The organism is Chromobacterium alkanivorans (assembly GCF_016937655.1).
Lineage (GTDB): Bacteria > Pseudomonadota > Gammaproteobacteria > Burkholderiales > Chromobacteriaceae > Chromobacterium > Chromobacterium alkanivorans.
Genome location: NZ_JAFHKL010000005.1, coordinates 54,831 through 80,951 on the forward strand (window position 1 = coordinate 54,831; position 26,121 = coordinate 80,951).

Below are 26,121 nucleotides of genomic sequence, written 5' to 3' on the forward strand. Positions count from 1 at the left end.
GCCGTTCACCCGCCGGTTGACGCAGGGAAACCATGCGCAACAGTGGCCGTGAGCGGCGCGAAAGGAGAAAGGGTAGTGAAACGCTTGATCCTCGCCCTATTGGGCATCGCCATGCTGTCCTTGCTGACGGCCTGCGAACTGGACGAAGACGGCAAGCCGCGCGGCAGCCAGGTGCTGTGGGACCGCAGCGGCGTGCCGCACATCTACGCTGCGCGCGCCGACAGCCTGGCCTACGCCTTCGGCCGCGCCCAGATGCAGGCGCATCCGGAGCTGCTGCTGCGGCTGTACGCCCAGGGCCGCGGCCGCGGGGCCGAATACTACGGCGCGGTGTTCGAGGCCGGCGAACCCTTTCCCAGCAATATGGCGGAAGTGGACCGCCTGGTGCGCGCGATGGGCTTCCCCGAACGCTCCAAACAATGGCTGCAACAGCAAAGCCCGCGCATGCGCGCCTACCTGGACGCCTTCGTCGCCGGGATCAACGACCAGGCCGCCGCCAGCGGAAGCCTGAGCCCGGCGGCGCGCGAGGTGTTGCCGGTGCGCAGCGAGGACGTGCTGGGCCACACCCTGCGCATCTTCTTCGGTTATCTGAGCGGCTCCACCGCCACCGGCGCGGCCAATTGCTCGCTGATCTACCCGGACGCGGTGACCACGCCCATCAATCTGATCGGCGGCTCCAACGGCTGGGCGCTGGGGCCGGCCAAGAGCCGCTCCGGCAACGCCATGCTGCTGGCCAACCCGCATCTGTTGTGGGGCGGCAGCCACACCTGGTTCGAAGCCCAGTTCAAGAGCCCGGAATACGATATTTACGGCGCCACCCTGGTGGGCCTGCCGGTGATGCGCATCGGCTTCAACCAGCGGCTGGGCTGGGTGCACACCGTCAACACCCAGGACGGCTGCGACCTGTACCAACTCAAGCTCAGCGGCAAGCAATACCTGCTGGACGGCGTGGCGCGCGATTTCGAAACCAGGCGCGAAACCATGTACATCCGCCAGCCGGACGGCAGCCTGCAAGCCGAACAGCTGACGCTGCGCCGCGCCGAGCAGGGCCCGGTGTTCGACAAGGGCGGCCAGAGCTACGCGCTGCGCATCGTCGGCGTCGACCAGCTGCAGACTCCCGGCGTGCTGGAGCAATGGTGGGACATGGCGCAGGCGCCCAATTTCCAGGCCTTCCGCAACACCGTGGCGCGCTTGCGCAACCCCTACCACAACATCATCTACGCCGACGCCCAGCGCAATATCTGGGCGGCCTTCGGCGGCCTAACCCCGCGCCGCGCCGGCGGCGACGCCGCCTTCTGGGCGCAGCCGGTGGACGGCAGCCGCAGCGATCTGATCTGGCGCCAGGCGCTGCGGCTGGACGAATTGCCGCAGGCGACCAACCCGGCCAGCGGCTGGGTGCAGAACTCCAACAGCGTGCCCTGGTATATGAGCAAGCCGGCGCTGGACCCGGCCGCCTACGCCGCTTATCTGTCGCCGCGGGCGTCGCCGCTGCTGCGCGAACAGCGCGGCATCGAGCTGATCGAGCAGACGCCGGCCTTCACCCTGGACACGCTGCTGCGCGCCAAGCACGACACCCGGCTGCTGCTGGCGGACCGAGTGCTGGACGATTTGATCGCCTATGCGCGCGCCTCCGGCGACGCCGGCCTGATCGCCGCGGCGCAAGTGCTGGCCCAATGGGACCGGCGCAGCGACGCCGCCAGCAAGGGCGCGGTGCTGTTCGCCGCCTGGGTGGCGGCCTCCGGCGGCGAAGAGGCCTTGCCTTATCGCCGGGAAGCGGACGCGGCGCAGCCCTACAGCACGCCGGCCGGCCTGCGCGACGCCGGCTTCGCGCTGAGCAAGCTGGGCGCGGCGGCCCAGGGGCTGCAACAGGCCGGCGTGCCGCTGGACGTCGCCTTCGGCGAGGTCTACCGGCTGCGGCGCGGCCCCGCCGGCGGCGCGGCGCGCTTGGATCAGCCGGCCAGCGGCGGCGCCGAGGGCCTGGGCGCCTTCCGCACCTTCAGCTATATCGGCGACGGCGACGGCCGCCAGCGCGCCATCTTCGGCGACACCTTCACCGCCCTGGTGGAGTTCGGCCGGCCGCTGAGCGCCAAGGTGATCAACACCTACGGCAACAGCAGCCAGCCGCAATCGCCTTACTACGGCGACCAGATGGCGCTGGCGTCGCGGAACGAGATGCGCGACGCCTTGCTCAAGCGCGAGCAGGTGGAGGCGGCGCTGGCCAAGCGCGAGTGGTTCCGTTACTAGCGCTAGCGTTGCGGCCGCGCTCGAGGCGGCGAAGCCTCGCCGTGGCCGTCCGCCTCCAGCATCGCGATCAGGTGGCGGGCGAATAGCGGCAGGCTGTCCAGCTCGCGCACGCAGATCAGCAGATTGCGGGCGGCCCAGTCATTGCTCAGCCGCACCAGGCGGATGTCCAGGCTGGCCGCGTGCCGCCGCGCGGCGGACTCCGGCAGGATGCCGATGCCTACGTCGGCGGCTATCATCCGGCACACCGCCTCGAAGCTGCTGACCTGGGTGCGGATTTTCAGCGGCCGGCGCAGCCGGGCGGCCGCCTGCGCCAGGAAGGAGTGGATCGCGCTGCCCTCGTGCAGCGCGACGTAGTCGTAGTCCAGCGTGGCGGCGAAATCCAGCGCGCGCTTGCGCGCCAGCGGATGGCGCGCCGAAGCCGCCAGCACCAGCCGGTCCTGACGGTAGGGCATGGCCTGCAGGCCGGCGGTGTCCACGCTGTCGGCGACGATGCCGATGTCGGCGGTGCCTTCGTTGACCGCGCGCACGATGTCGTGGCTCAGCCGCTCGCGCAGATCGGTGTTCACGTCCGGGTGACTGAGCAGAAAGGCGCTCAGCACCGGCGGGATGAACTCGGTGATCGCCGTGGTGTTGGCCTGCACCCGCACATGGCCCTTGACGCCCTCGGCGTACTCCTGCAAATCCCCGCGCAAGCTCTCCAGCTGGCCCAGCACCTTGCGGGCGTGATGCAGCAGCGTCCGCCCCGGCGGCCGCAAGGACACGCCCTGGCTCTCCCGGTTCAGCAGCTTGACGCCTATGGCTTGTTCCAGATGCTTGACGCGCATGCTGGCGGCCGGCAAGGACAGATGCGCGCGCGCGGCGGCGCGGGTCAGGTTGCTTTCCTCCGCGATGAAGACGAACAGCCTCAAGTCCACCAAATCAAAATGCAAAGCCATGGCAGGGCTTTCCTCCTTGTGCTGGTATCGGCCCCCGCCGCTTGGCGGGGCCCGCGGTTAGAACCTGTTCAAGGTCTGCTGCGCTTCATGAAGCGTTACACGGCGAGTGCCAGCTCAAAATGCTCATGTACCCCTCGTGCATTCCGCTTTCTTCAGCGGTTTTCGCCTTGTCTCGCGAGATCGTAAACAGTTCTCAGGTCTGCTAACAAAACCCCTGATCCCGCCTTGAGCCTTCCGCACCGCAGCTACTGCCTGCGTCGGCGCGCCTGGGTTCAATTCTCGGCGAGGTTTTGTCAGTGGCTCTTAAGCCATGCCTAAATCCCGCTTCGGCAAATGCGAATTGCCAGTCGCGGCCGGCCTCTTCATGCTGAGCCCGCAGTCTCCACTCCAGTTCGAGCAATTGCCGATGGGCATGAGAAAGAGAGCGGGCGCAGTGTTTGACATTAAACATGTGAATCAATGGTTGGGAAAGCGCGAGCGGCGCGACGACTGGCTGGCGCCGGCGCCGGCCGCGGCGCTGGCATCCTTGCTGGGGCGCGCCGGTCCGCCGCCGGAGCCGGGCGAGGCCTTGCCGCCGCTGTGGCACTGGCTGTACTTCAACCGCCTGTCGCCGCCGGAGGCGCTGGGCGCGGACGGCCATCCGCGCCGCGGCGGCTTCCTGCCGCCGGTGGAGCTGCCGCGGCGGATGTGGGCCGGCGGCCGGGTGGAATGGCTGCAGCCGCTGCGGCTGGGGGAGCGGGCCAGCCGCGACTCCCGCATCGCCGCCATCCAGGACAAGAGCGGCCGCAGCGGGCCCTTGCTGTTTCTGACGCTGCGTCACGAAATCAGCGGCGAGAACGGCCTGGCGCTGGTGGAGGAGCAGGATCTGGTCTATTGCCGGCCGCCGGCCGCGGACCAGGCCGCCGCGCCGCCGGCGCCGATTCCGGCCACGCCGTGGCGGCGCGCGCTGCGCGCCGACGACGTCCTGTTGTTCGGCTATTCGGCCTTGACGCTGAACACCCACCGCATCCATTACAACCGCGATTACGCGACCGGCAGCGAAGGCTACCCGGGCCTTGTGGTGCACGGGCCCTTGCTCGCCACCCTGTTGCTGGAGCTGTGCGGCCGGAGCGCGCCGGGCTTCCGCCCCGGCGGTTTCCGCTTCCGCTCGTTGCGGCCCTTGTTCGAAAACACCGAGATCACTTTGGGCGGCCTGCCGGACCCGGCCGACCGCATGGTGGCCCTGTGGGCCTGGAACGCGGCCGGGCAGCCGGCGATGGAGGCCCGCCTGCAATGGGCGCCGGACGACGGCGCCTGAATCGTTAAGGGAGGATGCGATGCGGCAAAGCAAGGATGATTACCAGACGCTGCGCGAAGCGGTGCGCGCGCTGTGCGCGCAGTTTCCGGACGCCTATTTCCGCGAGATCGATCAGCAGCGCGGCTATCCGGAGGCCTTCGTCTCCGCGCTGACCGAGGCCGGCTGGCTGGCTGCGCTGATTCCTGAGGAATACGGCGGTTCCGGCCTGGGCCTGACCGAGGCTTCGGTGATCATGGAGGAGATCAACCGTTGCGGCGGCAACTCCGGCGCCTGCCATGGCCAGATGTACAATATGGGCACCTTGCTGCGCCACGGCTCCGAGCGGCAAAAGCGCGACTACCTGCCACGCATCGCCAGCGGCGAATTGCGCTTGCAGTCCATGGCGGTCACCGAGCCGACCACCGGCAGCGACACCACCCGCATCAAGACCCGCGCCGTCCGCCGCGGCGACCATTACCGCGTCAGCGGCCAGAAAGTGTGGATTTCCCGGGTCCAGCATTCCGATCTGATGATACTGCTGGCGCGCACCACCCCGCTGGAACAGACGAGCCGGCGCTCGGAAGGCATGTCGCTGTTCCTGATCGACCTGCGCGAAGCCGTGGGCCGCGGCCTGAGCGTGCAGCCCATCGCCAATATGGTCAATCACGAGACCAACGAGCTGTTCTTCGACGAACTGGAAGTGCCGGCGGAGAACCTGATCGGCGAGGAGGGCCAGGGTTTCCGCTACCTGCTGGACGGGCTCAACGCCGAACGGGCGCTGATCGCCGCCGAGTGCATAGGCGACGGCCGCTGGTTCATCGAGCGCGTCGCCGAGTACGGCCGCGAGCGCCAGGTGTTCGGCCGGCCCATCGCCCAGAACCAGGGCGTGCAATTTCCCATCGCCCGCGCCCACGTCAATCTGGAAGCCGCCAGCCTGATGCGCTTCGAAGCCTGCGCGCGTTTCGACGCGCGGCAAAGCTGCGGCGCCGAAGCCAATATGGCCAAGTTGCTGGCCGCCGACGCCTCCTGGGAGGCGGCCAATGTCTGCCTGCAATTCCACGGCGGCTTCGGCTTCGCCTGCGAATACGACGTCGAACGCAAATTCCGCGAAACCCGCTTGTACCAAGTGGCGCCGATTTCCACCAATCTGATCCTGGCCTACGTGGCCGAACACGTGCTGGGCCTGCCGCGCTCGTTTTGAGAACCTGTTTACGATCTCGCGAGCTAAGGCGAGACAAGGCGAAAACGGCTGAGAAAGCGGAATGTACAAGTGGTACATGAGCATTTCGAAGGTGTTTTCAACGCCGTATCGCCAACGCGCAGCAGATCGTAAACAGGTTCTGAGCACGGCAGTCTCGTGGAGACCCGAATGGGACCCTTGCAAGGCATTACCGTCGTTTCGCTGGAACACGCCGTCGCCGCGCCCTTCGCCACCCGGCAACTGGCGGACCTGGGCGCGCGGGTGATCAAGGTGGAACGCCCCGGCGACGGCGACTTCGCCCGCCGCTACGACGAGCGGGTGGGCGGCTTGTCCTCCTATTTCGCCTGGATCAACCGTTCAAAGGAAAGCCTGACCCTGGACCTGAAACAGCCAGCCGCCGCCGCCGTGTTGACGGCGTTGCTGGAGCGCGCCGACGTGCTGGTGCAGAACCTGGGGCCGGGCGCGGCGGAACGGCTGGGACTGGGCGCCGCCGCGCTGCGCGCGCGGCTGCCGCGGCTGATCGTCTGCGACATTTCCGGCTACGGCAGCGACGGCCCCTACGCCGGCAAGAAAGCCTACGACTTGCTGATCCAGGCCGAGGCCGGCCTGCTCTCCATCACCGGCGGCGCCGACGGGCCGGCGCGCGCCGGCATTTCCATCGCCGACATCGCCGCCGGCATGTACGGCTACAGCCACATCCTGGCGGCGCTGATCCAGCGCGGCCGCAGCGGGGAGGGCAGCCATATCGAAGTGTCGATGCTGGAGGCCTTGGCCGAATGGATGGGCAATCCGCTGTATTTCGCCTTCCAGGGGCAGCCGCAGGCGCGGCGCAGCGGCGCCAGCCATCCCAGCATCTACCCCTATGGCCCGTTCCAGGCCGGCGACGGCCAGTGGCTGCTGTTCGGTCTACAGAACGAGCGCGAGTGGCGGCGCTTCTGCGATCAGGTGCTGGAGACGCCGGCGCTGGCCGACGATCCGCGCTTCGCGTCCAATCCGCAGCGCCATCAAGGGCGGGAGGCGCTGCAAGCCATCATCGATCAGGTGTTCGCCGGCCTGGATTCGGCCCAGTTGCTGGAACGGCTGGAGCGGGCCGGCATCGGCAACGGCCGCATCAACGACATGGCCGACGTCTGGCGCCATCCGCAGCTGGCGGCGCGGCGGCGCTGGAGGCAAGTGGAGTCCCCGGCGGGGCCGATTCCGGCGCTGCTGCCGCCGGGCGACAACGACGGCTTCGACTACCGGATGGACGCGATTCCGGCGCTGGGCCAGCACACCGAGGCGATTTTGCGGGACTTGGGCTACGCCGCCGCCGATATTCACCGCCTGCGCGAACAGCGGGCGATCTGAAACCTGAAACGGGAGGACAAGGATGACAGCGATAACGTCGACACCGGCCAGCGGCAGCGCCGGCCTGGCGGCCTTTGCCGCCGAGCTGCGGCCGGAACAGGTGCCGGAGCCGGTATGGCGCCGGGCCGAGGAGTTGCTGCTGGACTGGTTCGGCGCCGCGCTGGCCGGCAAGGGCGCGCGGCCGGTGAAAAGCATCGCCGCGCTGGCCGAGGCGATGGGGCCGGCCGGCGGCGCGGCGGAACTGCTGATTTCGCGGCGGCGCAGCTCGCCGCTGTTCGCAGCCATGGTCAACGCCGCCGCCTCCCACGTGGCGGAGCAGGACGACGTGCACAACGGCGCGGTGTTCCATCCCGGCACCGTGGTGTTTCCGGCGGCGCTGGCGGCGGCGCAGGCCTTGCGCCGTTCCGGCGCCGAACTGCTGCTGGCCGCCATCGCCGGCTACGAGGCCGGCATCCGCGCCGGCGAAAGCCTGGGCCGTTCCCATTACCGGGTGTTCCACACCACCGGCACCGTCGGCGGCATCGCCGCGGCGGTGGCGGTGGGGCGTTTGCTGCGGCTGAACCCGGAGCAGATGAACCACGCCATCGGCAGCGCCGGCACCCAGGCCGCCGGCCTGTGGGAGTTCTTGCGCACCGCCGCCGACTCCAAGCCCCTGCACGCCGCCCATGCCGCCGCCAGCGGCTTGAGCGCGGCCTATCTGGCGCGCGACGGCTTCCGCGGCGCGACGCAGATACTGGAAGGCCCGCAAGGCATGGCGGCCGGCATGTCCAGCGACGCCGACGCCGGCCGGCTGTGCGACCGTTTGGGCGAGCGCTGGGCGCTGCTGGAAACCTCGTTCAAGTACCACGCCTCCTGCCGCCACACCCATCCGGCGGCGGACGCGCTGTTGCAGCTGATGCGCGAGCACGGCCTCGGCGCGGACGATATCGTCCGCGTCAACGCGCGGGTGCACGTCGCCGCGCTGGAGGTGCTGGGCGTGGTGGGGCGGCCGCAGAGCGTGCATCAGGCCAAGTTTTCCATGGGCACGGTGCTGGGCCTGATCGCCTGCCACGGCGCCGCCGGCATCACCGAATTCGAGCGCGCGCTGGACGACGACGCCGTTGGCGACTTTGCCGCCAAAGTGACGATGGAGGCGGACGCCGAAGTGGAGGCCGCCTATCCGCTGCGCTGGATAGGCAAGGTGGAGGTGAATACTCGCGATGGCCGCCGGTTGACATGCAAGGTGGAACAGCCCAAGGGCGACCCCGGCAATACCTTGAGCCGCGCCGAACTGGAAGCCAAGGCCTTGCGGCTGGCGGCCTTCGGCGGCGCGGCGGGTCCGGAGGAGGCCAGGCTGGCCTTGGCCAATCTGTGGAAGATCCGCGGGGCGGCGGTGGTGGGCAGCCTGTTGCCGGGAGCGCGGACATGAGGCCGCTTGCCGCATGGCACAGCTATCTGTTCGTGCCTGGCAACCGGCCGGAGCGTTTCGCCAAGGCCGCCGCTTCCGGCGCCCATGCGCTGATTCTGGACCTGGAGGACGCGGTGCCGGCGGCGGACAAGGCATTGGCGCGAGGGGCGGCGGCGAATTGGTTGGCGCTGCCCGCCGGCGCCGGCGCCGGCCCGGCGCGGCTGTTGCGCGTCAACGCCGCCGACAGCCCCGACTTCGCCGCCGATGCCCAGCTATGCCGGGAGCTGTCCCTGGACGGTGTGGTGCTGTCCAAGGCCGAGAGCGTGGAGCAACTGGACGCGTTGACCGCCGGCCGCGCCGGCCCGCCCTTGCTGCCGCTGATCGAAACCGCGCGCGGCTTCGACCAGGTCGCCGCCATCGCCGCCCATCCGCGGGTGGCGCGCTTGGTGTTCGGCGCGCTGGATTTTCAATTGGACCTGGATCTGGATATCGACGACGACGACGGCGAGGCCTTGTTGTATTTCCGTTCCCGGCTGGTGCTGAATTCGCGGCTGGCCGAGCTGCCGCCACCGGTGGACGGGGTCACCACCGCGCTGGATGAAGCGCAATTGCACCGCGACGCGCAGCGAGCGCGGCGGCTGGGCTTCGGCGGCAAGCTGTGCATTCACCCAGGCCAGATCGCCGCGGTCAATACCGCCTTCCGCCCCAGCGAGCCGCAGCTGGCCTGGGCGCTGCGGGTGCGGGAGGCGGCGGCGCGGGCCGGCGGCGGCGCCACCTTGCTGGACGGCAGGATGATAGACCGGCCGGTGTTGTTGCGCGCCGAGCGGATTCTGGCGGAGGAGTTCTGAACATGGCGCGCCAATCGACGGCCGACCCCGTCACTTCCATCGCGCGGCGGCCCGGCTTGTGGTCGGTGTTCACGCAAGGCTTCTGCGGCCTGTCGCCCAGCGTTTCCTTTCTGACTCATTCCCCCAGGAGCATAGGCATGACTACATCAGAGGCCGCCGGGCCGGAACGGATCTACCAACAGGCGCTGCGGGCCGGCGTGTTTCAGATACAGCGCTGCGCGGCGTGCGAGCGCCATGTGTTCTATCCGCGGGTGGCCTGCCCGCATTGCGGCGCGGCGGCGCTGACCTGGGTGCGGCCCAGCGGCGCCGGCACCGTCTATTCCAGTTCGGTGGTGCGCCGCAAACCGGAGCAGGGCGGCGATTTGAACATCGCGCTGGTGGATCTGGCCGAGGGCGTACGGCTGATGAGCCGGGTGGAAGGCGTGGCACCGGATGCGGTGCGCATCGGCATGGCGGTGCGGGCGTCCATCGTCAGCGAGCAAGGCCAGGCCTTGCTGGTCTTCGTGCCGGAAGGGGGGCGGACATGAGCCGGGCGCAAGGGTTGCGCGGCGCGGTGGCCATCGTCGGCGTCGGCCAGGCCGGCCTGGGCGAGGCCCATGGCCGCAGCGAGATGGAAATCCTGGCCGAAGCCGCCGGCATCGCGATCGCCGACGCCGGCCTGACGCTGGGCGAGATCGACGGTCTGACCACCGCCAGCGTCAACGCCAGCATGTGGGGACTGCCGGTGGCGGAGTACCTGGGCATCCGCCCGCGCTTCCTGGACAGCACCATGCTGGGCGGCTCCAGCTTTGTCGCCCATATGCTGCCGGCGGCGCTGGCGCTGCAGGCCGGCGTCTGCGACGCGGTGCTGGTCTGCTACGGCAGCACCCAGCGCACGGCGACCTTCGGCCGCAAGGAAAGCAATCAGGCGCGGCGCTTCCTCGACCCGATGCCGCATGAACATCCGTACCAGCCGGCGCTGCCGGTCACTGCCTACGCGCTGGCCGCGGCGCGGCACATGCACCAGTACGGCACCCGCCGCGAGCACCTGGCCGAGGTGGCGGTGGCGGCCCGGCGTTGGGCCCAGCTCAACCCGGAGGCCTATGCGCGCGAGCCGCTGAGCCTGGAGCAGGCGCTTGACGCGCGCATGGTGGCGGACCCGCTGTCGGTGCGCGATTGCTGCCTGGTGACCGACGGCGCCGGCGCCTACGTGATGGTGCGCGCCGAGCGCGCGCGCGACCTGCCGCGGCCGCCGGCCTATATGTTGGGCGTCGCCGGCGCCACCTGGCACCGGCAGATTTCGGCGATGCCGGACCTGACCGTGACCGCGGCGCGCGAATCCGGCGCGCGGGCGCTGGCGATGGCCGGCATGCGCCCGGCCGACATCGACGTGGTCCAGCTCTACGACGCCTTCACCATCAACACCTTGTTGTTTCTGGAAGACCTGGGCTTCTGCGCCAAGGGAGAGGGTGGGCCCTTCGTCGCAGACGGCGCCATCGCGCCGGGCGGCCGGCTGCCGGTCAACACCAACGGCGGCGGCCTGTCCTGCGCGCACCCCGGCATGTACGGCGTGTTCCAGGTGATAGAGGCGGTGAGGCAGTTGCGCGGCGATTGCGGCGCGCGCCAGGTGGCCGGCGCGACTACCGCGCTGGTGCACGGCAACGGCGGCACGCTGTCGTCGCAGGTCACCGCGGTGTTGGGCGGCGCCGCAGCGCTTTGAAAACCTGCGCAATATCTGCTGAGCGTCGGCGAGACGGCGTTGCAACCGGCTTTGGAAGATACCGTATGCACTCTTCGCTTCTTCAGCCCCCACGCCTTGTCTCGCCCCGGCTCGCGAGACTTTGAACAGCTATTGGGAACAAGGAGGCAGACAATGGAAAAGCAAGCCATGTTGGCGGGCAAGGTGGTGGTGGTGACCGGGGCCGGCGGCGGCATCGGGCGCGATATCGCGCTGGCGATGGCGGCCGAAGGCGCGAGGGTGGTGGTCAACGACATCGGCGCCGCGCTCAGCGGCGAGGGCCGCGACGCCGGGCCGGCGCAGCGGGTGGCGGCGGAGATCCGCGAGCGGGGCGGGCTGGCGCAGGACAATAGCGACAGCGTGGCCAGCGCGGAAGGCGCGGCCGGGATCATCGCCGCCGCGATCGAAGCGTTTGGCCGGGTGGATTGCGTGGTCAACAACGCCGGCATCTTGCGCGACCGCATCTTCCACAAGATGAGCGAGGAGGAATGGGACGCGGTGCTCAAGGTCCATCTTTACGGCGCCTACCACATGAGCCGCGCCGCGGCGCCGCATTTCAAGGAGCAGGGCTCGGGCAGCCTGGTGCACATGACCTCGACTTCCGGGCTGATCGGCAATTTGGGCCAAGCCAATTACGCGGCGGCCAAGCTGGCGGTGGTGGCGCTGTCCAAGTCCATCGCGCTGGACATGCAGCGCTTCGCCGTGCGTTCCAACTGCATCGCGCCATTCGCCTGGAGCCGGATGATAGGGTCCATCCCGTCGCAGACCGAGGCCGAGCGGCAGCGGGTGGACAAGATCAAACAGATGATGCCGGCCAAGATCGCGCCGCTGGCGGTGTTCCTGGCCAGCGACGCCGCCGGCGCGGTCAACGGCCAGGTGTTCTGCGTGCGCAACAACGAGATCTTCCTGATGAGCCAGCCGCGGCCACTGCGCTCGGTGCAGCGCGATCAGGGCTGGACGCCGCAAACCATAGCCGAGCACGCGATGCCGGCGCTGCAGGGCTCTTTCGTCGGCCTGGAGCGCTCGGCCGACGTGTTCAGCTGGGACCCGGTGTGAAGATGGCTGGGCGAGCAAAGAGCGGCTAAAAAAGTCAGTTTTATGTCTGAGGCAAGTTGGCGCAACGTAGCATCAGGAGTTTTGTTAGCCGCTCTAAGAACGTGTTTACGATCTCGCGAGCTAAGGCGAGACAAGGCGAAAACGGCTGAGAAAGCGGAATGTACACGTGGTACATGAGCATTTCGAAGGTGTTTTCAACGCCGTATCACCGACGCGCAGCAGATCGTAAACAGGTTCTAAGGAAAGGAGTTCGCATGCTGGATCACAGCCATATCGGCCGGGCGCTGACGCCGTATTCGGTGCTGGTGGAGGCGGGACGGTTGAGGTTTTTCGCCCTGGCCACCGCGCAAAGCGACCCAGTCCACTTTGATCAAGCCGCGGCCGAGGCCGCCGGCTACCCGGCCTTGCTGGCGCCGCCGACCTTTCTGTTTTGCCTGGAGTTCGAGTCGCCGCAGCGGGGCGAGTTGTTCCGTCTGCTGGACATCGATATCGCGCGCATCCTGCACGGAGAGCAGAGCTTCGCCTACCGGCGGCCGGTGTTCGCCGGCGATCGCCTCGATTACGCCGGCCGCATCGCCAACATCTACGTCAAGCGGAGCCGCTCCGGCGGCGAGTTGGGCTTTATCGAGATCGAGACCACGGTCAGCAACGCCGAGCGGCAAGTGGTGGCGGAGTTGCGCCGGGTCACGGTGGTCAAGCCGGCCTGAGCCTGGCTGGAGGGAGAGAGAAATGAACACCGCAGATTGGAGCGAGCCGCAAGTCGGCGACGAATTGCCGGCCTTCACCGCGCCGGCGATCAGCCGCGCCGCGCTGGCCTTGTACGCCGGCGCGTCCGGCGACCACAACCCCATGCACATCGACAGCGATTTCGCCCGCGCGGCTGGTCAGGACGATGTGTTCGCCCACGGCATGCTGGGCATGGCCTACCTGGCGCAGCTGCTGACGCGCTGGGCGCCGCAGGCCGCGCTGCGCAGCTGCCGCGCCCGCTTTGTCTCGATCACCCGCCTGGGCGACTGCCTGCGTTGCGAGGCGACGGTGTCGCAGCTATTCGAGCAGGACGGCGAGCGGCGCGTGCGCCTGCAACTGCGGGCGGTCAACCAGCACGGTGAGACCCGGCTGCAGGGCGAGGCGGTGGTGGCTTTGGCCGCGCCGGACTAAGAACCTGTTTACCGATCTTTTGTCAGTACTTGAAACACGGTTTGGTACACAGGAAGTCGCGTATTCGACGCGCCCTGGGTCCCTTCAAGCCTGCCGTCGGGTGGCAGGTCCGAGGTCTTAAGCGGCTGCTTGTTCGAGCAGCGCGACGGTAGCGCGCTGCGAGTTCAGCCGCGCCTCGGACCTGACGGGACCTGGCGGGAAGCCGCAGGCCAGGCTTGCAGGGTGGCCTTTAGGGGTGGAGGGGATATTTGGCCAAGCAAATATCTCCTCCCTGCTCGCCGGGCAGCCCCGGCAATGAAAATCATCATCCGCGCAGCGGATTCCATATCTTGGAGCCATCACTCGGAAAGATCGTAAACAGGTTCTAAGAACCTGTTCGAGGGCTGGCTAGGCTGGGCTTGGGCTAGGCGCGCCGGCCTCCGCCGCTTCGCGGCTGAAGTACAAATCGTGCAAGGCCTCCAACTCCACGCTGGCGGCGGGCTGCGACAGCAGCACCTTGCCGCTTTGCATCAGGTAGACATGGTCGGCCACCGCCAGCGCGCTGCGGGTGCTTTGCTCCACCAGTACGATGGTCTTGCCCTCCCGTTTCAGCGCCTCCAGGCAGGCAAACAGCTCCTGGCTGATCACCGGCGCCAGGCCCAGCGAGGGTTCGTCTATCAGCAGCAGCTGCGGCTCGGCCATCAGGCCGCGCCCCAGCGCCAGCATCTGCGCCTCGCCGCCGGACAGCGAGCCGGCGAGCTGGCGGCGGCGCTGGGCCAGTTTGGGAAACAGCGTGTAAGCGCGCTCCAGGCCGTCGGCCGCCCACGACCGGGCCGCGGGAACAAAGGCCCCCATCCTCAGGTTCTCCTCCACCGTCATGTCCTTGAACACCAGCCGGCCCTCCGGCACCAGAACCATGCCGTGGCCGGGCATGTCCCAGGCGGGCACATTGCGCAAGGACTTCCCGCGCAGGCGGATGTCGCCGCCCTGTATCGGCAGCAGGCCGCTGATGGTGCGCAGCAGCGTGGTTTTGCCGGCGCCGTTGGGGCCGATGATGGCGGTGAGCTGGCCGGCGGCGAAGCGCAGATCCACGTCCCACAAGATGGTGATGCCGCCGTAACCGGCGCGCAGGCGCTGGATTTCAAGCATGGTTCTCTCCGGTGTAGCTGCTGACGACGCGCGGATCGCGGAACACCGCGTCCGGCTCGCCGTCGGCGATCAACTCGCCGAAATCGAGCACGCAAACGCGGCGGCACAGCCGGTGTATGGTTTCGATATCGTGCTCTATCAGCAGAATGGTCAGCGCATAGCGTTGCTGCAGGCCTTGCAGCATGGTCATGAAACGGCGCTTGCTGCTGGTTTCCAAGCCGGCCAGCACTTCGTCCAGCAGCAGGATCTTGGGGCGGGTGGCCAAGGCCTTGCCCACTTCCAGCGCCTTCAGTTCGCTCAGGCTCAGCTCGCCGGCCGCCTGGCGCTCGGCCTTGGCGCTCAGGGCCAGCAGGTCCAGGATGCGCTCGATGTCCTCCGGGTCGCGCTGGCCGGCGCCGAAGCGTTGCGCCACTTGCAGGTTTTCCCGCACCGTCAGTTGGTGCATGGGCTGAGGAATCTGGAAGGAGCGGCCTATGCCCAGCCGCGCGCGCTGGTAGAGCGGCAAGGACAGGATGTCGCGGGACTGGAATAAAATGCGGCCGCCGCTGGGCCTGACCAGGCCGGAGATGGTGTTGAACAGCGTGGTCTTGCCGGCGCCGTTGGGGCCGACCAGGCCGACGATCTCATCGTCGCCGATCTCCAGGCTGACGCCCTTGAGCGCGGCGAGTCCGCCAAAGCGCACCGATATGTCTTCAAGTTTCAGCATGCGATGGTTCCTCGGTTCGGCGGCGGCGCAGTGCGCGCTCCAACAGCGGCAACAGCCCGCCTGGACTGACGATGATCATCAGCGCCAGCAACGCGCCCAGCATGATTTCATGGCCTATGGGCAGCAAATTCTTGAACAGCAACTGGCTGACCAGGTAGACCACCGCCGCGCCGACCAGCGGACCGGCGATGGTGCGGTAGCCCCCGAAGATGGCCGCGATCACCGGAATGATGGTCCAGGAGCCGTCGAAGGCGTAGTCGGGCTCCAGGAAGTTGATGATGTGGGCGTTGAAGGCGCCGATGACGCCGGTCATGCCGGCGGACACCAGCAGCATGGCGGCCTTGAGCCCGGTGCTGTTGACGCCGACTACGCGCGTGGCGTCCTCTGAATCGTGCATCGCTTTCAACGCCAGGCCGTAATCGCTGGCGCGCAGCCGGCGGTAAACCGCGACGAACAGCAGCACCAGGGTCAGGATCACCAGATAGGCGCCGGTTTTGCTGGACAGGTCCACGCCGGCGATGCGCGGCAGCGACGGAATGCTGGACAGACCACCGGCGCCGCCGGTCAGTCCGCGCCACTCGGTGGCCAGGATGCGGAAGATCTGGGCGTAGGCGAGAATGGCCAGCGCGAAGTAGGGGCCTTGCAGCCGCAGCGCCGGCAGCATCGCCAGCGAGGCCACGGCGGCGCCCACGCCGCCCAGCAGCATGGACGGCAGCACCGGCCAGCCCAGTTTCAGCGTCAGCAGCGCCGACACATAAGAGCCGACGCCGAAGAAGGCGGCGTGACCGAAACTGACCATGCCGCCCAGATTGCCCAGCAGCGCCCAGGCCAGCGCGATGCCGCCCAGCGTCAAGGCGGAGACGATCAGGCTCATCAGGTAGAGGCGCTCGCCCAAGAACAGCGGCACCAGCAGGTAAAGCGCGGCCAGCAGCAGGGCGGTGGCCCAGGTTGAAGCTTTCATCCGCGCCTCCCTTTCACGCCGAACAGGCCGTTGGGCATGATGAACAAGACCAGCAGGAACAAGAGCATGCCGGCCAGCTCCTGCAGCGCGGAGCTGAACAGGGTGACGGTCAACGACTCCGCGATGCCCAGCAACAGCGCGCCCAGCAGCACGCCGGGAATGGAGCCGGTGCCGGCCAGCACGGCGATGATGAAGGCCTTCACCGTCAGCGAATGGCCCATCGCCGGCTGGATTACGCCGGAGCTGTAAATGGCGACGCCGGCGAAGGTGGCCAGGATGCCGGCCAGGATGAAGGAGACCATTTCTATCTTGCGCGGATTGACCCCCATCAGCTTGGCCGCTTCGCGGTTGCCGGCGACGGCGCGCAGCGCGCGGCCATGCCAGCTGCGGCTTAGCCACAGCCCCGCCGCGCCTATCAGCGCCAGGCTGACGCAGAAGAACAGCGCCTCGCTGTTCATACTGTACAGCGCGCCCAGGATCAGCGGCTCCTGGAACCAGGTGCTGGCGGTGGAACGGATGTCGGCCTTCCATACCAGCAGGATGGCATTGGTCAGAATGATGCCGATGCCGTAGGTCAGAATCAGCGAGTTCAGTTCGCGATCCTGCCGGATCCGTTCCACCAGCAGGTAGACCAGCGCCGAACTGACGCACACCACCGCCAGCGCCAGCGGAATGGCCAGCAGCGGATTGAGCTCCAGCCGGCTCTCGGCGGCGTAGGCGATGTAGGCGGCCAGCAGCACCAGTTCGCCGTGCGCCAGATTGATGATTTTCATGGTGCCGAACACCAGGGCCAGGCCCAGCGCCACCAGCGCGTAGGCGCCGCCCACCAGCACGCCGGAGTACAGCGCCTGCAGAATCAGTTCCGTCATGAGTCGTTCCCTTGTTTTCCGCGCGGGCCCGCTCACCAGGGCAGGGCCGGGTAGCTTGGCTTGGCGGTGGCGTAAGCGGCCGGCCAGACGATGTCGATGTCGCCGTTGGCGCGGAACTGCCCCATGTGGGCGGTGTAGTTGGGGTTGTCGCCGCGTTCATCGAAGCGCACCGGCCCCAGCAGGGTGGCCTCGGCGCCGGCGCGGTGCAGCTCGGCGGCCAGCGCGCCGTTTTTGCTCAGCGTTCCGGCCTGCTCGGTCCTGGCCAGCGCGTCGAACAGCAGGCGGGAGATCGCGTAGCTGGTCTGGGCGTGGTAGGAGGCGCTGCTCTTGTAACGCTGGCGATAGGCCTGCTCGAACTCCTGCGCCTGCGGGTTGTTGCCGATCTGAGTGGGCAGCACGGTGGCGCCGAAGACATTGGGCGTCAATTCCGGGAAGGCCGCCGCCATCTTGGGCGTGGCCAGCGCCCAGGCGCCCACCACCGCCTTGAGCGGCGGCTTGAGCACGCGGGCGGCGCGCAGGATGCCGACGTAGTCGTTTTCGTAGGCGATCATCACCATGGCCTCGCTGCGGTCGCGCAGCTTGATCTTGTTGACGATGGGCTTGAAGTCCTTCACCGCCGGGTCGAACGGATGCATGACGGTGGCGATGCCGGCGGCGGCCAGCTTGGCCTTGAGTTTGGCGGCCAGGTCGCTGGTGGCGTCGCGGGAGGAGTAGACGATGGATGCGGACTTGACGCCCAGGCTGCCGAGCAGCCCGCTCATGCCGCGGGCGTAGCCCGGGGTGTTGCTGATGCGGAAAAAGCTTTTCAGGCCGCGTCCCACCATATCGTCGCTGGTGCCGCCGGAGGTGACGAAGGGGATGCCGGCCTTGTTGGCGGCTTCCGACGCCGGGCCGGTGATATTGGATATCACGCCGCCCACCATCGCCGTCACTTTCTGTTCCGCCAGCTTTTCCACCGCCGCCACCGCCTTGGCCGGCGTGGATTCATCGTCCACCACCACCAGTTGGATTTTATGCTGCGGATAACGGCGGGCGAACACGTCGGCGGCGGTCTGGACGCCGTGGTACATCTCATTGCCGGCCAGGGCCAGCGGGCCGGTCAGCGACAGCTGCACGCCCACTTTGAAGTCGGCGGCGGCAACGCTCATGCCGGCGCTGGCCAGCACCGCGGCCAGCGCCGCGTTCAGACGGGTTTGCTTCATTTTTGTTCTCCTCCTTGCAGGCTCTTATTAAGCGCGGCGGCTTCAGCCAATGACGGCTTCGGCGCGCAGCCGCGCGATGTCTTCCGGTGTTTTTTCGAGAAGTCCGCTCAGAATCTCCCCGGTATGCTGGCCCAGGCGCGGCGGCGGCAGCCGGTAGCGCGGCGGGGTGTCGCAGAGCCGCAGCGGGCTGGCCACGGTGGCGCAGCCGGCCTCGTCGTCCGGCAGCGGAATGTTGGCGTGCAGGCCGCGGTGGCGCACTTGCGGGTCGGCGAACACTTGCCGATAGTCGTTGATCGGCCCGGACGGGATGGCGGCGGCCTCCAGCCGTTGCAGCCAGTCGGCGCTGTCGCGCAGCAGCAAGGCGCGCTCCAGCTTCGGCACCAGGTCCGGACGGTGGACGATGCGGCCGCTGGCGCTGGCGTAGCGCGCGTCCGTGGCCAGCTCCGGGCGTTCTATCGCCTGGCAGAAGCGCTGCCACTGGCCGTCGTTGCCGGCGGCGACCACGATGTGGCCGTCGGCGGTGGCGAACACCTGATAGGGCACCATATTGGGATGGGCGTTGCCCCAGCGGCGGGGAACCTCCCCGGTGTGCAGATAGCTGGTGGCGTGGTTGCCGCCCAGCGCCACCACGCAGTCCAGCAAGGCCATGTCGATATGCTGGCCGGCGCCGCTGCGCTCGCGCGCCTGCAGCGCGGCCAGGATGGCGACGCCGGCGTACATGCCGGTGAGCACGTCGGCCACGGCGAAACCCGCTTTCTGCGGCCCGCCGCCGGGCAGTTCGTCGCGCTCGCCGGTCACGCTCATCAGGCCGCCCTGACCCTGGAAGATGAAGTCATAGCCCGGTTTGCCGGCATAGGGGCCGCTGTGACCGTAGCCGGTGATCGAGCAGTAGACCAGGCGCGGATTGACGGCGCGCAGGTCGGCGTAAGCCAGGCCGTAGCGCGCCAGATCGCCGGCTTTGTAGTTTTCAATCAGCACGTCGCTGCGGGCGGCCAGCTCGCGCACCAGTTGCTGGCCGGCGGCGCAGGCGATGTCGATGGCGATGGAGCGCTTGTTGCGGTTAGTGGAGGCGTAATACACCGAGTCCGGCCGCTCGCCTTCGCGGCGCGGCAGCCAGGGCGGTCCCCAGTGGCGGGTGTCGTCGCCGCTGCCGGGCCGCTCCACCTTGATCACGTCCGCGCCCAGGTCGGCCAGGTTTTGAGTGCACCAGGGGCCGGCCAGAATCCTGGACAGGTCCAGTACCCGGAGATGGGACAAAGCGCTGCGCATAAGCGGACTCTCCTTTCTAGCATGGGGGAAGCGCCGCGGAACACGGCGCGGGTCTTCAGGCCGGCAGTTGCAGCACGTGCCGGGCCAGGATGTTGCGCTGGATTTCGTTGCTGCCGCCGTAAATGCTGGCTGGGGTGGCGTTGAACAACAGCGCCGGCGCCTGGCCGGCGTGCGGGTCGGCGTCGGCCCAACTGCCGTATTCCCCGGCCAGGTCCATCAGCTCCAGGCTGATGCGCTGATAGGTCTCGGTGGCCCAGATTTTCAGCGCGGACACCGCCGGCGGCAGCGCTTCGCCGCGCCGGACGATGGCTGCAAAGTGTTTGTACAGCGCGCCCAGGTCGGCCACGTCCAGTTCCAGCCGCGTGTAGCGGTCGGCGAACACCGGATCGTCGAAGTCGCCCTGAGCCCGCGCTTGCGCCGCCAGTTGCGCCAGCGCCTGCTGCGCTTGCTGGGGACTGCCCAGGAAAATGCGTTCGAAGCCCAGCAGCGCCTTGGCGATGTTCCAGCCCTGATTCAGACCGCCCACCAGATTGGCTGCCGGCACCCGCGCCTGGTCGAAGAAGACTTCGCAGAATTCCTCGTGGCCGGCCAGGGTGGCGATGGGGCGGATGGTGATGCCGGGCGTGGCCAGATCTATCAGCAGGAAGCTGATGCCGGCTTGCTGCCGGGCGCGCGGATCGGTGCGCACCAGGGTGAAGATGTGGGTGGCGTCCTGGGCCAGCGTGGTCCAGGTCTTCTGGCCGTTGACGACGAATTCCTCGCCGTCAGCCACCGCCTCGGTGCGCAGCGAAGCCAGGTCGGAGCCGGCGTTGGGCTCGGAATAGCCCTGGCACCAGATATGCTCGCCGGACAGGATGCTGGGCAGGAAGCGCTGCTGTTGCTCCGGACTGCCGTGCCGGATCAGCAGCGGACCCACCATGACGATGCCCTGGTCCGGCGCCCGCGCCACGCCGTGACGTTCCTGCTCCTCGATGAAGGCCAGGTGGCGGGCCGGCGACAGTCCCATGCCGCCGAAGGCCTTGGGCCAGGCCGGCGCGATCCAGCCCTGGCGGGACAGGGTCAGATACCAGTCGTGGATTTCGTGCCAGCGCAGCCGGCGCGGCGGATGGCGCAGCGCCGGCGGATAGCGGCTTGAAAAGAAGCCGCGCAGCATGCGGCGGAAGTCGTCCTCCGGCATGGCTTCCCAGTCGGCGTCGCGGGGGTAGTCCGCCGTCGCCGCTGCTTCCGGCTCAGCGTCCGCTATCTGCGGGCGCAGTTTCCGGTAGCGGCGGCGCTGGTGCTCGGCATTGCCCAGCCAGGCGTTCAGGTGCAGCGCGCGCTTGAAGTAAAGGCCTATGTCGCACTCGTCGGTGTAGCCGATGGCGCCGTGAAGCTGGATCGCCAGCCGGCACATGCCGATGGCGGCGTCGGCGCAGCGGGCTTTCAGCCGGCTGACGCGGGCGCTGTCCAGCCGCGCCGGGTCCGCTTGTTCCTCCAGCGCTTCGTCGAGGCCGGCCGCGGCCAGTTCCAGCTGGATGTGGGCGTCCGCCAGCCGGTGCTGCAAAGCCTGAAAGCTGCCGATGGGCCTGCCGAACTGCTGGCGGGAGGCCAGATAGGGCAGGGTCAACGCCAGCGCCTGCCGCGCCACGCCAAGCAGTTCGGCGCTTTGCGCCAGCCGGGAGGCGTCGTTGGCCTGGCGCACCGCGTCCCGCGCGGCGTCGCCGCCGGCCAGCGCGTGGGCGCGCGGCACGGTCACTTGCTCCAGTCGCAGGCTGGCCATCATGCTGCCGTCTATGCCGGGGCTGTAGCTGGGCGTCAGGCCGGGCAGGCCGGCCGGCAGCCAGAACAATAGCCAGCCGGCGTCGCCGCGCGCGCTCAGCAGCCAGCCGTCCAGGTCCGCGGCAGCCGGCAAGGCGAAGGTTTTGTGGCCGTGAAGGCGGTAATGCTCGCCGTCGGCTTCGGCCCGGGTGTCTATGGGGTCGTCGTCCTGCTGGCCGGCGCGTTCCTGCCAGGCCAGCGCCGCCAGCAGCCGGCCGCCGGCCAGCCGTTCCAGCAATTGCGCGCGCAGCGGGCTGTCTGGACAAGCGCTGAGCGCCTGCGCCGCCTGCACCGCCACCGCGGTGAACGGTTCCGGCAGCAGGCTGCGGCCTATCTCCTCGGCGACGGCGGCGACGGCGGCCAGGTCCAGTCCCAGCCCGCCGTCGCGTTCCGCCAGCAAGATCGCCAGCCAGCCGGCGGCGGCGAGGTCGCGCCAAGACGCGGCCTCATGGCCGCTGGGCAGGCGACCGCGTCCGTCTCTGACGCGGGCGGCGTGATTGTCGCGGCTCAGCAAGTCGCGGGCGCTGTCGCGCAGCTGGGCCAATAGGTCTTGATCCATGTCCGGCCTCCATCGTTCTCTATTTAGCGCGGCTAACAAAACTCCTGATGCTGCGTTGCGCCGACTTGCCGTACTCAAGTACTGCCTGCGTCGGCGCGCCTTGCCTCAGACGTGAAACTGATTTTTGTTAGCCACTCTTAAATCCGGAATTCGGGAATAGACTCGATGATCTGACCCACATCGACAATTCGCATTTGGCGAAGCGAGGATTAGGCTGGGCTTAAGCGGCGGCGCGCATGACGGGCGCCTAGGTTTGCGCCATCGCGCCCGGGCTGGCACAATGGCGCCGTTGTCATTGGGGAGTAGCCATCTTCGGCCCCGCCGAAGAGGCCGCGTCAACAAACTTGAGGAGCTTTCCTCATGGCGCGGTCAGCGGCCGGCATTGCCGGCGCCGCCAAGCGAGACCTTTGGCCACGATGCGTTTGCCGCCGGGCAAGCCGCGTCGTTGCGCCATTGTCCATTCGCTTGCCCGGCCCAAGACTATCCATGCTGTTGACCCTGTTTTTTCTGCTCGGACTCGCCGTCCTGATCTATCTTTCCTGTCAATATTTCGTCAACGCCATCGAATGGTGCGGCCGCCATCTGAACTTGGGCGCCAGCGCCGTCGGCACCGTGCTCGCCGCTTTCGGCACCGCCTTGCCGGAAAGCGCGGTGACCTTGACCGCGATGGCCTTCGGCGATACGCCGCAACATAAGGATATCGGTGTCGGCGCCGCTCTGGGCGGGCCGCTGGTGCTGGCCACGCTGGCCTACGCGGTGGTGGGTTTCGCCCTGTGGCGCAACCGCAGCCGGCTGGGGCGCGGAGATTATCTGCTGCGCGTCGATCACCGCCGGCTGGCCGGCGACCAACTGGCCTTCCTGCTGGTCTTCGCCTTGAAGGTGGTCTTGGGCCTGGTGGCCTTCGCCATCAAGCCCTGGCTGGGCGTGCTGTTCCTGGCCGCTTACGCCGCCTATGTCTGGCGCGAGATCCGCAGCGCGGACACCGCGCCGGAAGAGGAGGAGCTGGACCCCTTGAAGCTGCGCGCCGGCGGCGGCCTGGGCTGGGCGGCGACGCAGGCCTTGCTGGCCCTGGTGGTGATCGCGGCGGCCGCGCACGGTTTCGTCGCGCAGCTGGAGGCGCTGGCCGGGCACTGGGGCATGGCGCCACATCTGGTGGCCTTGCTGTTGAGCCCGGTGGCCACTGAGCTGCCGGAAATCATGAACGCGCTGATCTGGCTGCGTCAGGGCAAGGAGCGTTTGGCGCTGGCCAATATTTCCGGCGCGATGATGATTCAGGCGACGATTCCCAGCGCCTTCGGCCTGTTCTTCACCCCGTGGATGTTCGACGGCGTCCTGCTGTGGTCCGGACTGGCCACAATGGCGGCGATTGTCGGATTGTGGCTGTTGTTCCGCCGCGGCAGCGTGGACGGCCGCTGGTTGCTGGGCGCGGGCGCGGTGTACTTGGTGTTTGCCGGCTGTCTGGTGTGAGAATTTGTTTACGATCTGCTGCGCGTCGGCGATACAGCGTTGAAACCCGCTTCGAAATGCTCATGTACCGCATGTACATTCCGCTTTCTCAGCCGGTTTCGCCTTGTCTCGCCTTAGTTCGCGAGATCGTAAGCATGTTCTGAATACTTGTTTACGATCTGCTGCGCGTCGGCGGGATAGTTTAGATAAGGGCGTTGAAACCCGCTTCGAAATGCTCATGTAGCGCATGTACATTCCGCTTTCTCAGCGGTTTTCGGCTCGCGAGATCGTAAACAGGCTCTGAGACGGGCTCAGAGCCAGGCCGCCACGCCGCCGTGATGCGAGCAGGTGCCGCGCCGATGCTGGCTGAAGCTGTAGCTGCCGTCGCGGCAGCGCGCGCTGGCGCCGGCCGGCGCCTTGCCGGAGCGGGTGTGGGCCGGGCTGTGGACCTCTACGCCGTCGGAGTTGGTGTAGCTGCCGTGTTCCAGCAACTGTTCTTGCGCCGGCGCGCTGGCGTGGCGATGGGTGGGCGGCGCTTTGGCCTGAACCGGCGCGGCCAGCAGGGCCAGGCCCAGGCCGAGGAGGGCGACGACGCGCCGCCAAGCCGGCGTACGGAACTGCGTGAGCTTTTCCATGTCATTCGATTGTTTAATGATTCATTTAAAAAGCTTGAATCTGTCTATGATTCCTTACGGGCCATTTAGATGAGTTCAAGCGCAAAAGAATATGTATCGCATTTTAGTTCATTGTCATTGTCACGGGTAGCGGCAATGCGCATCGGGGGAACTAAACCGCGATGGCCGGCCCCGCCATGGGCCGCGTCGTCACACCGATCTGGGGATGGAACTATGGATTATTTCGCGCAGCGGCGCGTTTTGCTGGCGGCCTTGGCCGCCTCGCCGTTGATCTTGGGTTGTGCCCGCCCGCCGTTGCGGGCGCCGGGCGAGGCGCCGGCGGCGCGACAGCTGGCGGAGCTGGAGCGCAACGCCGGCGGCCGCATCGGCGTGTTCGCGCAGGAGGTGGACAGCGGGCGGAGCCTGGCCTATCGCGCCGATGAGCGTTTCCCGATGTGCAGCACCTTCAAGCTGCTGCTGGTGGGCGCCTTGCTGCAACGCAGCGCGGCGCAGCCTGACCTGCTGTACCGCCATGTCGACTACCGGCGCGATCAATTGATCGACTATTCGCCTATCGCCGAGCAGCATGTGGAGCAGGGCATGTCGGTGAAGGATTTGTGCGATGCGGCGATGCGCTTCAGCGACAACACCGCCGCCAATCTGCTGCTGGAGCAGTTGGGCGGGCCGCAGGAAGTGACTCGCTTCGCCCGTTCGCTGGGAGACGGCCAGAGCCGCCTGGACCGGATCGAACCGGAATTGAACCTGGCCGAACCGGACGATCCGCGCGACACCACCACGCCGGCGGCGATGACGGCCAATCTGCATGCGCTGCTGTTTTCCCCCTTGTTGCCGGAGCGGCAGCGCGGGTTGTTGAACGACTGGCTGCTGGGCAACACCACCGGCAATCTGCGCATCCGCGCCGGCTTGCCGGCGGAATGGCGAGTGGGGGACAAGACCGGCAGCGGCGGCCACGGCGCCGCCAACGACGTGGCCGTGGCCTGGCGGCCGGGCAAGTCGCCGTTGCTGCTGTCGGTGTATTACTGGGGATCGTCGGCGATGATGGACGAGCGCAACGCGGTGATCGCCGCGGTGGCGCGGGTGGCGGCCGCCGAGTTTATTTAAGTAGGAGGCCGCGCGCTGAAAATCTTGCGCGGCGGGCGGGTTCTGCCGGAATCAACAATGCCGCAGCCAAAGCTGCGGCGTTGTCGCGCCTGGCCTGGAGCCTGTTCAAAGTCTCGCGAGCAAGAGCGAGACAAGGCGAATATCAGCGAAAAAGCGGAATGCGCGAGGGCTGCGTGAGCATTTTGAGCGGGTACTCACCGCGCAAGGCTTCGCGAAGCGCCGCGGACTTTGAACAGGTTCTCAGGGCAGGCGCGCCGGCGTCACCACGATGCCGGCGCGCAGGCCGGGCTTGACCGTGGGATTGGGGAACAGGATGCGCTCCTCGCCGCCGACGGCCACGTAGCGGTGCTCGCCGTCCTCGGCGATCAGGAAACCGTCCGGCAGCGCGGTGAAGTTTTCCACGTCGTCGGCCAGGTGCAGGCGGAAGGCCTCGCTGTGTTTGACGATGTCGTACTTGGCCTGGAACAGCGGCAGGTCGCCGTCGCGGTAGCCGGGCAGCTCTTGCTCCGGTTCGGCGATCAGCCGGCGCAGCGCCTGATCGATGCCGGCGAAGCGGGACAGATCGTTTTGACCGAAGGGCCGCGCCTTGCCCAATTCCAGCGTGAAGGCGTCCGCCTGGCAGTGGCGGCTGGTGAAGTAGCTGAAGGTATTGGCCGGCTGGCTGTGCAGCAGCACGGTTTCCACCTGGCAGCTTTTCAGCCAGGCCAGTTGCGCGCGGTTGTGCGGACGCTCGTGGAGATAAGGGTAGATGGCGAACTTCTCGAACACCGAGCCGCGGATCGCGGTGTGCAGATCGTAATGCCAGCGCCGGCCGCGGGCGGAGGCGAAGAAGTCCGCCGCCGCCTGTTCCAGCCGCGTGGCGCGCGCCGCTTCGCGAGCTTCCGGCTGGCGCGCGTGCGCGCCGTTGAACAGCCGGTTCATATCGTAATCCAGATAACGCTTGCCCAGCCGCATCGCGTCCAGGTTGCCGAAAATCACCAGCAGCCGGCAACGCAGCGCCAGCTTGCCGCCGGCGATGTCGGCCAGGATGGCGTTGAGCACTTCGATCGGCGCGGTTTCATTGCCGTGCACGCCGCTGGACAGCAGCAGGGAATCGCTGGCCGCGGCGACCGGCTCCAACTCGACGACGCCGTAATCCAGCCAGCGCGCCCGCACGCCGGAGGGCAGTTGCCATTCCGTGGCGGCGGAGGAGGCGGGATTCATGGTCCAGGACAGAAAATCGTGGTGATGCTCGCGCATGGGCTGGCTCGTGCTTGCGGCTAGGGATGACCGGGGCATTGTA

At 67.8% G+C, this 26,121-nt stretch carries 23 protein-coding genes and 1 riboswitch; of the genes, 13 read left to right on the plus strand and 10 right to left on the minus strand.

Features of this window, described 5'->3' with window-relative positions; genetic code table 11:
• Nucleotides 1–75: 75 nt before the first annotated feature.
• Nucleotides 76–2,241: a penicillin acylase family protein gene (locus tag JW897_RS10285; protein WP_205466013.1), complete on the plus strand. Its 2,166-nt coding sequence runs from the start codon at nt 76–78 to the stop codon at nt 2,239–2,241.
• Nucleotides 2,242–2,243: 2 nt separating this feature from the next.
• Here JW897_RS10285 and JW897_RS10290 read toward each other — a convergent pair whose 3' ends face one another.
• A complete protein-coding gene (locus JW897_RS10290) occupies nt 2,244–3,176 on the minus strand; it encodes a LysR family transcriptional regulator (protein WP_240352161.1) in 933 nt (310 codons plus the stop codon).
• Nucleotides 3,177–3,609: 433 nt separating this feature from the next.
• On the opposite strand from JW897_RS10290, the gene JW897_RS10295 reads away from it, so the two are divergent.
• The 10 genes from JW897_RS10295 (at nt 3,610) to JW897_RS10340 (ending at nt 13,166) form a co-directional block, all read left to right on the plus strand.
• Nucleotides 3,610–4,473, plus strand: coding sequence for an HTD2 family dehydratase (locus JW897_RS10295; protein WP_338030565.1), 864 nt, complete (start codon nt 3,610–3,612; stop codon nt 4,471–4,473).
• Between the two features lie 19 nt (nt 4,474–4,492).
• The gene (locus JW897_RS10300) at nt 4,493–5,653 is read left to right on the plus strand and encodes an acyl-CoA dehydrogenase family protein (protein ID WP_048414849.1); all 1,161 of its coding nucleotides are present in this window, start codon (nt 4,493–4,495) and stop codon (nt 5,651–5,653) included.
• 168 nt (nt 5,654–5,821) lie between these two features.
• Nucleotides 5,822–7,000, plus strand: coding sequence for a CaiB/BaiF CoA transferase family protein (locus JW897_RS10305; protein ID WP_048414848.1), 1,179 nt, complete (start codon nt 5,822–5,824; stop codon nt 6,998–7,000).
• 22 nt (nt 7,001–7,022) lie between these two features.
• On the plus strand, nt 7,023–8,408 hold the full coding sequence (locus JW897_RS10310) for an MmgE/PrpD family protein (RefSeq protein WP_205466015.1): 1,386 nt from the start codon (nt 7,023–7,025) through the stop codon (nt 8,406–8,408).
• Nucleotides 8,405–9,235 (plus strand): HpcH/HpaI aldolase/citrate lyase family protein, encoded by an 831-nt coding sequence (locus tag JW897_RS10315; protein ID WP_205466016.1) that lies wholly within the window; start codon nt 8,405–8,407, stop codon nt 9,233–9,235. The genes JW897_RS10310 and JW897_RS10315 overlap by 4 nt, the downstream gene beginning before the upstream one ends.
• Before the next feature lie 2 nt (nt 9,236–9,237).
• Complete coding sequence (locus tag JW897_RS10320; RefSeq protein WP_205466017.1) at nt 9,238–9,762, plus strand: Zn-ribbon domain-containing OB-fold protein; 525 nt, start codon at nt 9,238–9,240, stop codon at nt 9,760–9,762.
• A complete protein-coding gene (locus JW897_RS10325) occupies nt 9,759–10,934 on the plus strand; it encodes a thiolase (protein ID WP_048414845.1) in 1,176 nt (391 codons plus the stop codon). Before JW897_RS10320 ends, JW897_RS10325 begins: the two co-directional genes overlap by 4 nt.
• A 153-nt stretch (nt 10,935–11,087) precedes the next feature.
• Nucleotides 11,088–12,008: an SDR family oxidoreductase gene (locus JW897_RS10330; protein WP_205466018.1), complete on the plus strand. Its 921-nt coding sequence runs from the start codon at nt 11,088–11,090 to the stop codon at nt 12,006–12,008.
• Nucleotides 12,009–12,262: 254 nt separating this feature from the next.
• Nucleotides 12,263–12,715: a MaoC family dehydratase N-terminal domain-containing protein gene (locus tag JW897_RS10335; RefSeq protein WP_205466019.1), complete on the plus strand. Its 453-nt coding sequence runs from the start codon at nt 12,263–12,265 to the stop codon at nt 12,713–12,715.
• Between the two features lie 22 nt (nt 12,716–12,737).
• On the plus strand, nt 12,738–13,166 hold the full coding sequence (locus tag JW897_RS10340) for a MaoC family dehydratase (RefSeq protein WP_048414843.1): 429 nt from the start codon (nt 12,738–12,740) through the stop codon (nt 13,164–13,166).
• A gap of 387 nt (nt 13,167–13,553) precedes the next feature.
• On the opposite strand, the gene JW897_RS10345 is transcribed toward JW897_RS10340, so the two are convergent.
• The 7 genes from JW897_RS10345 to JW897_RS10375 are packed head-to-tail and all read right to left on the minus strand — an operon-like array spanning nt 13,554 to nt 21,657.
• Nucleotides 13,554–14,294, minus strand: coding sequence for an ABC transporter ATP-binding protein (locus tag JW897_RS10345; protein ID WP_048414842.1), 741 nt, complete (start codon nt 14,292–14,294; stop codon nt 13,554–13,556).
• Nucleotides 14,287–15,000, minus strand: a complete 714-nt coding sequence (locus JW897_RS10350; protein WP_205466020.1) for an ABC transporter ATP-binding protein — start codon at nt 14,998–15,000, stop codon at nt 14,287–14,289. Before JW897_RS10350 ends, JW897_RS10345 begins: the two co-directional genes overlap by 8 nt.
• Nucleotides 14,987–15,961 carry a branched-chain amino acid ABC transporter permease gene (locus JW897_RS10355; protein WP_205466021.1) on the minus strand — a complete coding sequence of 325 codons (975 nt, stop codon included), beginning with the start codon at nt 15,959–15,961 and terminating at the stop codon, nt 14,987–14,989. Before JW897_RS10355 ends, JW897_RS10350 begins: the two co-directional genes overlap by 14 nt.
• The gene (locus JW897_RS10360) at nt 15,958–16,830 is read right to left on the minus strand and encodes a branched-chain amino acid ABC transporter permease (protein ID WP_048414839.1); all 873 of its coding nucleotides are present in this window, start codon (nt 16,828–16,830) and stop codon (nt 15,958–15,960) included. The genes JW897_RS10355 and JW897_RS10360 overlap by 4 nt, the downstream gene beginning before the upstream one ends.
• 32 nt (nt 16,831–16,862) lie before the next feature.
• Nucleotides 16,863–18,032 carry an ABC transporter substrate-binding protein gene (locus tag JW897_RS10365; RefSeq protein ID WP_205466022.1) on the minus strand — a complete coding sequence of 390 codons (1,170 nt, stop codon included), beginning with the start codon at nt 18,030–18,032 and terminating at the stop codon, nt 16,863–16,865.
• Nucleotides 18,033–18,074: 42 nt separating this feature from the next.
• Nucleotides 18,075–19,301 carry a CaiB/BaiF CoA transferase family protein gene (locus JW897_RS10370; RefSeq protein ID WP_205466023.1) on the minus strand — a complete coding sequence of 409 codons (1,227 nt, stop codon included), beginning with the start codon at nt 19,299–19,301 and terminating at the stop codon, nt 18,075–18,077.
• 55 nt (nt 19,302–19,356) lie between these two features.
• On the minus strand, nt 19,357–21,657 hold the full coding sequence (locus JW897_RS10375; protein WP_205466024.1) for an acyl-CoA dehydrogenase family protein: 2,301 nt from the start codon (nt 21,655–21,657) through the stop codon (nt 19,357–19,359).
• A gap of 285 nt (nt 21,658–21,942) precedes the next feature.
• Nucleotides 21,943–22,087: riboswitch (yybP-ykoY riboswitch) on the plus strand.
• A gap of 56 nt (nt 22,088–22,143) precedes the next feature.
• On the opposite strand from JW897_RS10375, the gene JW897_RS10380 reads away from it, so the two are divergent.
• Nucleotides 22,144–23,124 (plus strand): sodium:calcium antiporter, encoded by a 981-nt coding sequence (locus JW897_RS10380; RefSeq protein ID WP_048414835.1) that lies wholly within the window; start codon nt 22,144–22,146, stop codon nt 23,122–23,124.
• A gap of 290 nt (nt 23,125–23,414) precedes the next feature.
• Here the strand turns inward: JW897_RS10380 and JW897_RS10385 are convergent, their stop codons facing one another.
• Entirely contained in the window at nt 23,415–23,738 is a 324-nt protein-coding gene (locus JW897_RS10385) for a DUF3761 domain-containing protein (protein WP_205466025.1), read from the minus strand.
• 213 nt (nt 23,739–23,951) lie between these two features.
• On the opposite strand from JW897_RS10385, the gene blaCHA reads away from it, so the two are divergent.
• Complete coding sequence (gene blaCHA, locus JW897_RS10390) at nt 23,952–24,839, plus strand: CHA family extended-spectrum class A beta-lactamase (protein WP_205466026.1); 888 nt, start codon at nt 23,952–23,954, stop codon at nt 24,837–24,839.
• 240 nt (nt 24,840–25,079) lie between these two features.
• Here the strand turns inward: blaCHA and astE are convergent, their stop codons facing one another.
• The gene (astE, locus tag JW897_RS10395) at nt 25,080–26,078 is read right to left on the minus strand and encodes a succinylglutamate desuccinylase (protein ID WP_205466027.1); all 999 of its coding nucleotides are present in this window, start codon (nt 26,076–26,078) and stop codon (nt 25,080–25,082) included.
• Nucleotides 26,079–26,121 lie beyond the last annotated feature (43 nt).

What these genes read in the sequence shown, in the direction of transcription:
- JW897_RS10310 (WP_205466015.1), top strand. Translation starts at nt 7,023, where the DNA reads ATGACAGCGATAACGTCGACACCGGCCAGCGGCAGCGCCGGCCTGGCG.
- JW897_RS10335 (WP_205466019.1), top strand. Translation starts at nt 12,263, where the DNA reads ATGCTGGATCACAGCCATATCGGCCGGGCGCTGACGCCGTATTCGGTG.
- JW897_RS10385 (WP_205466025.1), bottom strand. Translation starts at nt 23,738, where the DNA reads ATGGAAAAGCTCACGCAGTTCCGTACGCCGGCTTGGCGGCGCGTCGTC.
- JW897_RS10375 (WP_205466024.1), bottom strand. Translation starts at nt 21,657, where the DNA reads ATGGATCAAGACCTATTGGCCCAGCTGCGCGACAGCGCCCGCGACTTG.
- JW897_RS10300 (WP_048414849.1), top strand. Translation starts at nt 4,493, where the DNA reads ATGCGGCAAAGCAAGGATGATTACCAGACGCTGCGCGAAGCGGTGCGC.
- JW897_RS10340 (WP_048414843.1), top strand. Translation starts at nt 12,738, where the DNA reads ATGAACACCGCAGATTGGAGCGAGCCGCAAGTCGGCGACGAATTGCCG.
- JW897_RS10325 (WP_048414845.1), top strand. Translation starts at nt 9,759, where the DNA reads ATGAGCCGGGCGCAAGGGTTGCGCGGCGCGGTGGCCATCGTCGGCGTC.
- JW897_RS10315 (WP_205466016.1), top strand. Translation starts at nt 8,405, where the DNA reads ATGAGGCCGCTTGCCGCATGGCACAGCTATCTGTTCGTGCCTGGCAAC.
- JW897_RS10360 (WP_048414839.1), bottom strand. Translation starts at nt 16,830, where the DNA reads ATGACGGAACTGATTCTGCAGGCGCTGTACTCCGGCGTGCTGGTGGGC.
- JW897_RS10370 (WP_205466023.1), bottom strand. Translation starts at nt 19,301, where the DNA reads ATGCGCAGCGCTTTGTCCCATCTCCGGGTACTGGACCTGTCCAGGATT.
- astE (WP_205466027.1), bottom strand. Translation starts at nt 26,078, where the DNA reads ATGCGCGAGCATCACCACGATTTTCTGTCCTGGACCATGAATCCCGCC.
- JW897_RS10320 (WP_205466017.1), top strand. Translation starts at nt 9,238, where the DNA reads ATGGCGCGCCAATCGACGGCCGACCCCGTCACTTCCATCGCGCGGCGG.
- JW897_RS10365 (WP_205466022.1), bottom strand. Translation starts at nt 18,032, where the DNA reads ATGAAGCAAACCCGTCTGAACGCGGCGCTGGCCGCGGTGCTGGCCAGC.
- JW897_RS10330 (WP_205466018.1), top strand. Translation starts at nt 11,088, where the DNA reads ATGGAAAAGCAAGCCATGTTGGCGGGCAAGGTGGTGGTGGTGACCGGG.
- JW897_RS10350 (WP_205466020.1), bottom strand. Translation starts at nt 15,000, where the DNA reads ATGCTGAAACTTGAAGACATATCGGTGCGCTTTGGCGGACTCGCCGCG.
- JW897_RS10355 (WP_205466021.1), bottom strand. Translation starts at nt 15,961, where the DNA reads ATGAAAGCTTCAACCTGGGCCACCGCCCTGCTGCTGGCCGCGCTTTAC.
- JW897_RS10345 (WP_048414842.1), bottom strand. Translation starts at nt 14,294, where the DNA reads ATGCTTGAAATCCAGCGCCTGCGCGCCGGTTACGGCGGCATCACCATC.
- JW897_RS10305 (WP_048414848.1), top strand. Translation starts at nt 5,822, where the DNA reads ATGGGACCCTTGCAAGGCATTACCGTCGTTTCGCTGGAACACGCCGTC.
- JW897_RS10380 (WP_048414835.1), top strand. Translation starts at nt 22,144, where the DNA reads ATGCTGTTGACCCTGTTTTTTCTGCTCGGACTCGCCGTCCTGATCTAT.
- JW897_RS10290 (WP_240352161.1), bottom strand. Translation starts at nt 3,176, where the DNA reads ATGGCTTTGCATTTTGATTTGGTGGACTTGAGGCTGTTCGTCTTCATC.
- blaCHA (WP_205466026.1), top strand. Translation starts at nt 23,952, where the DNA reads ATGGATTATTTCGCGCAGCGGCGCGTTTTGCTGGCGGCCTTGGCCGCC.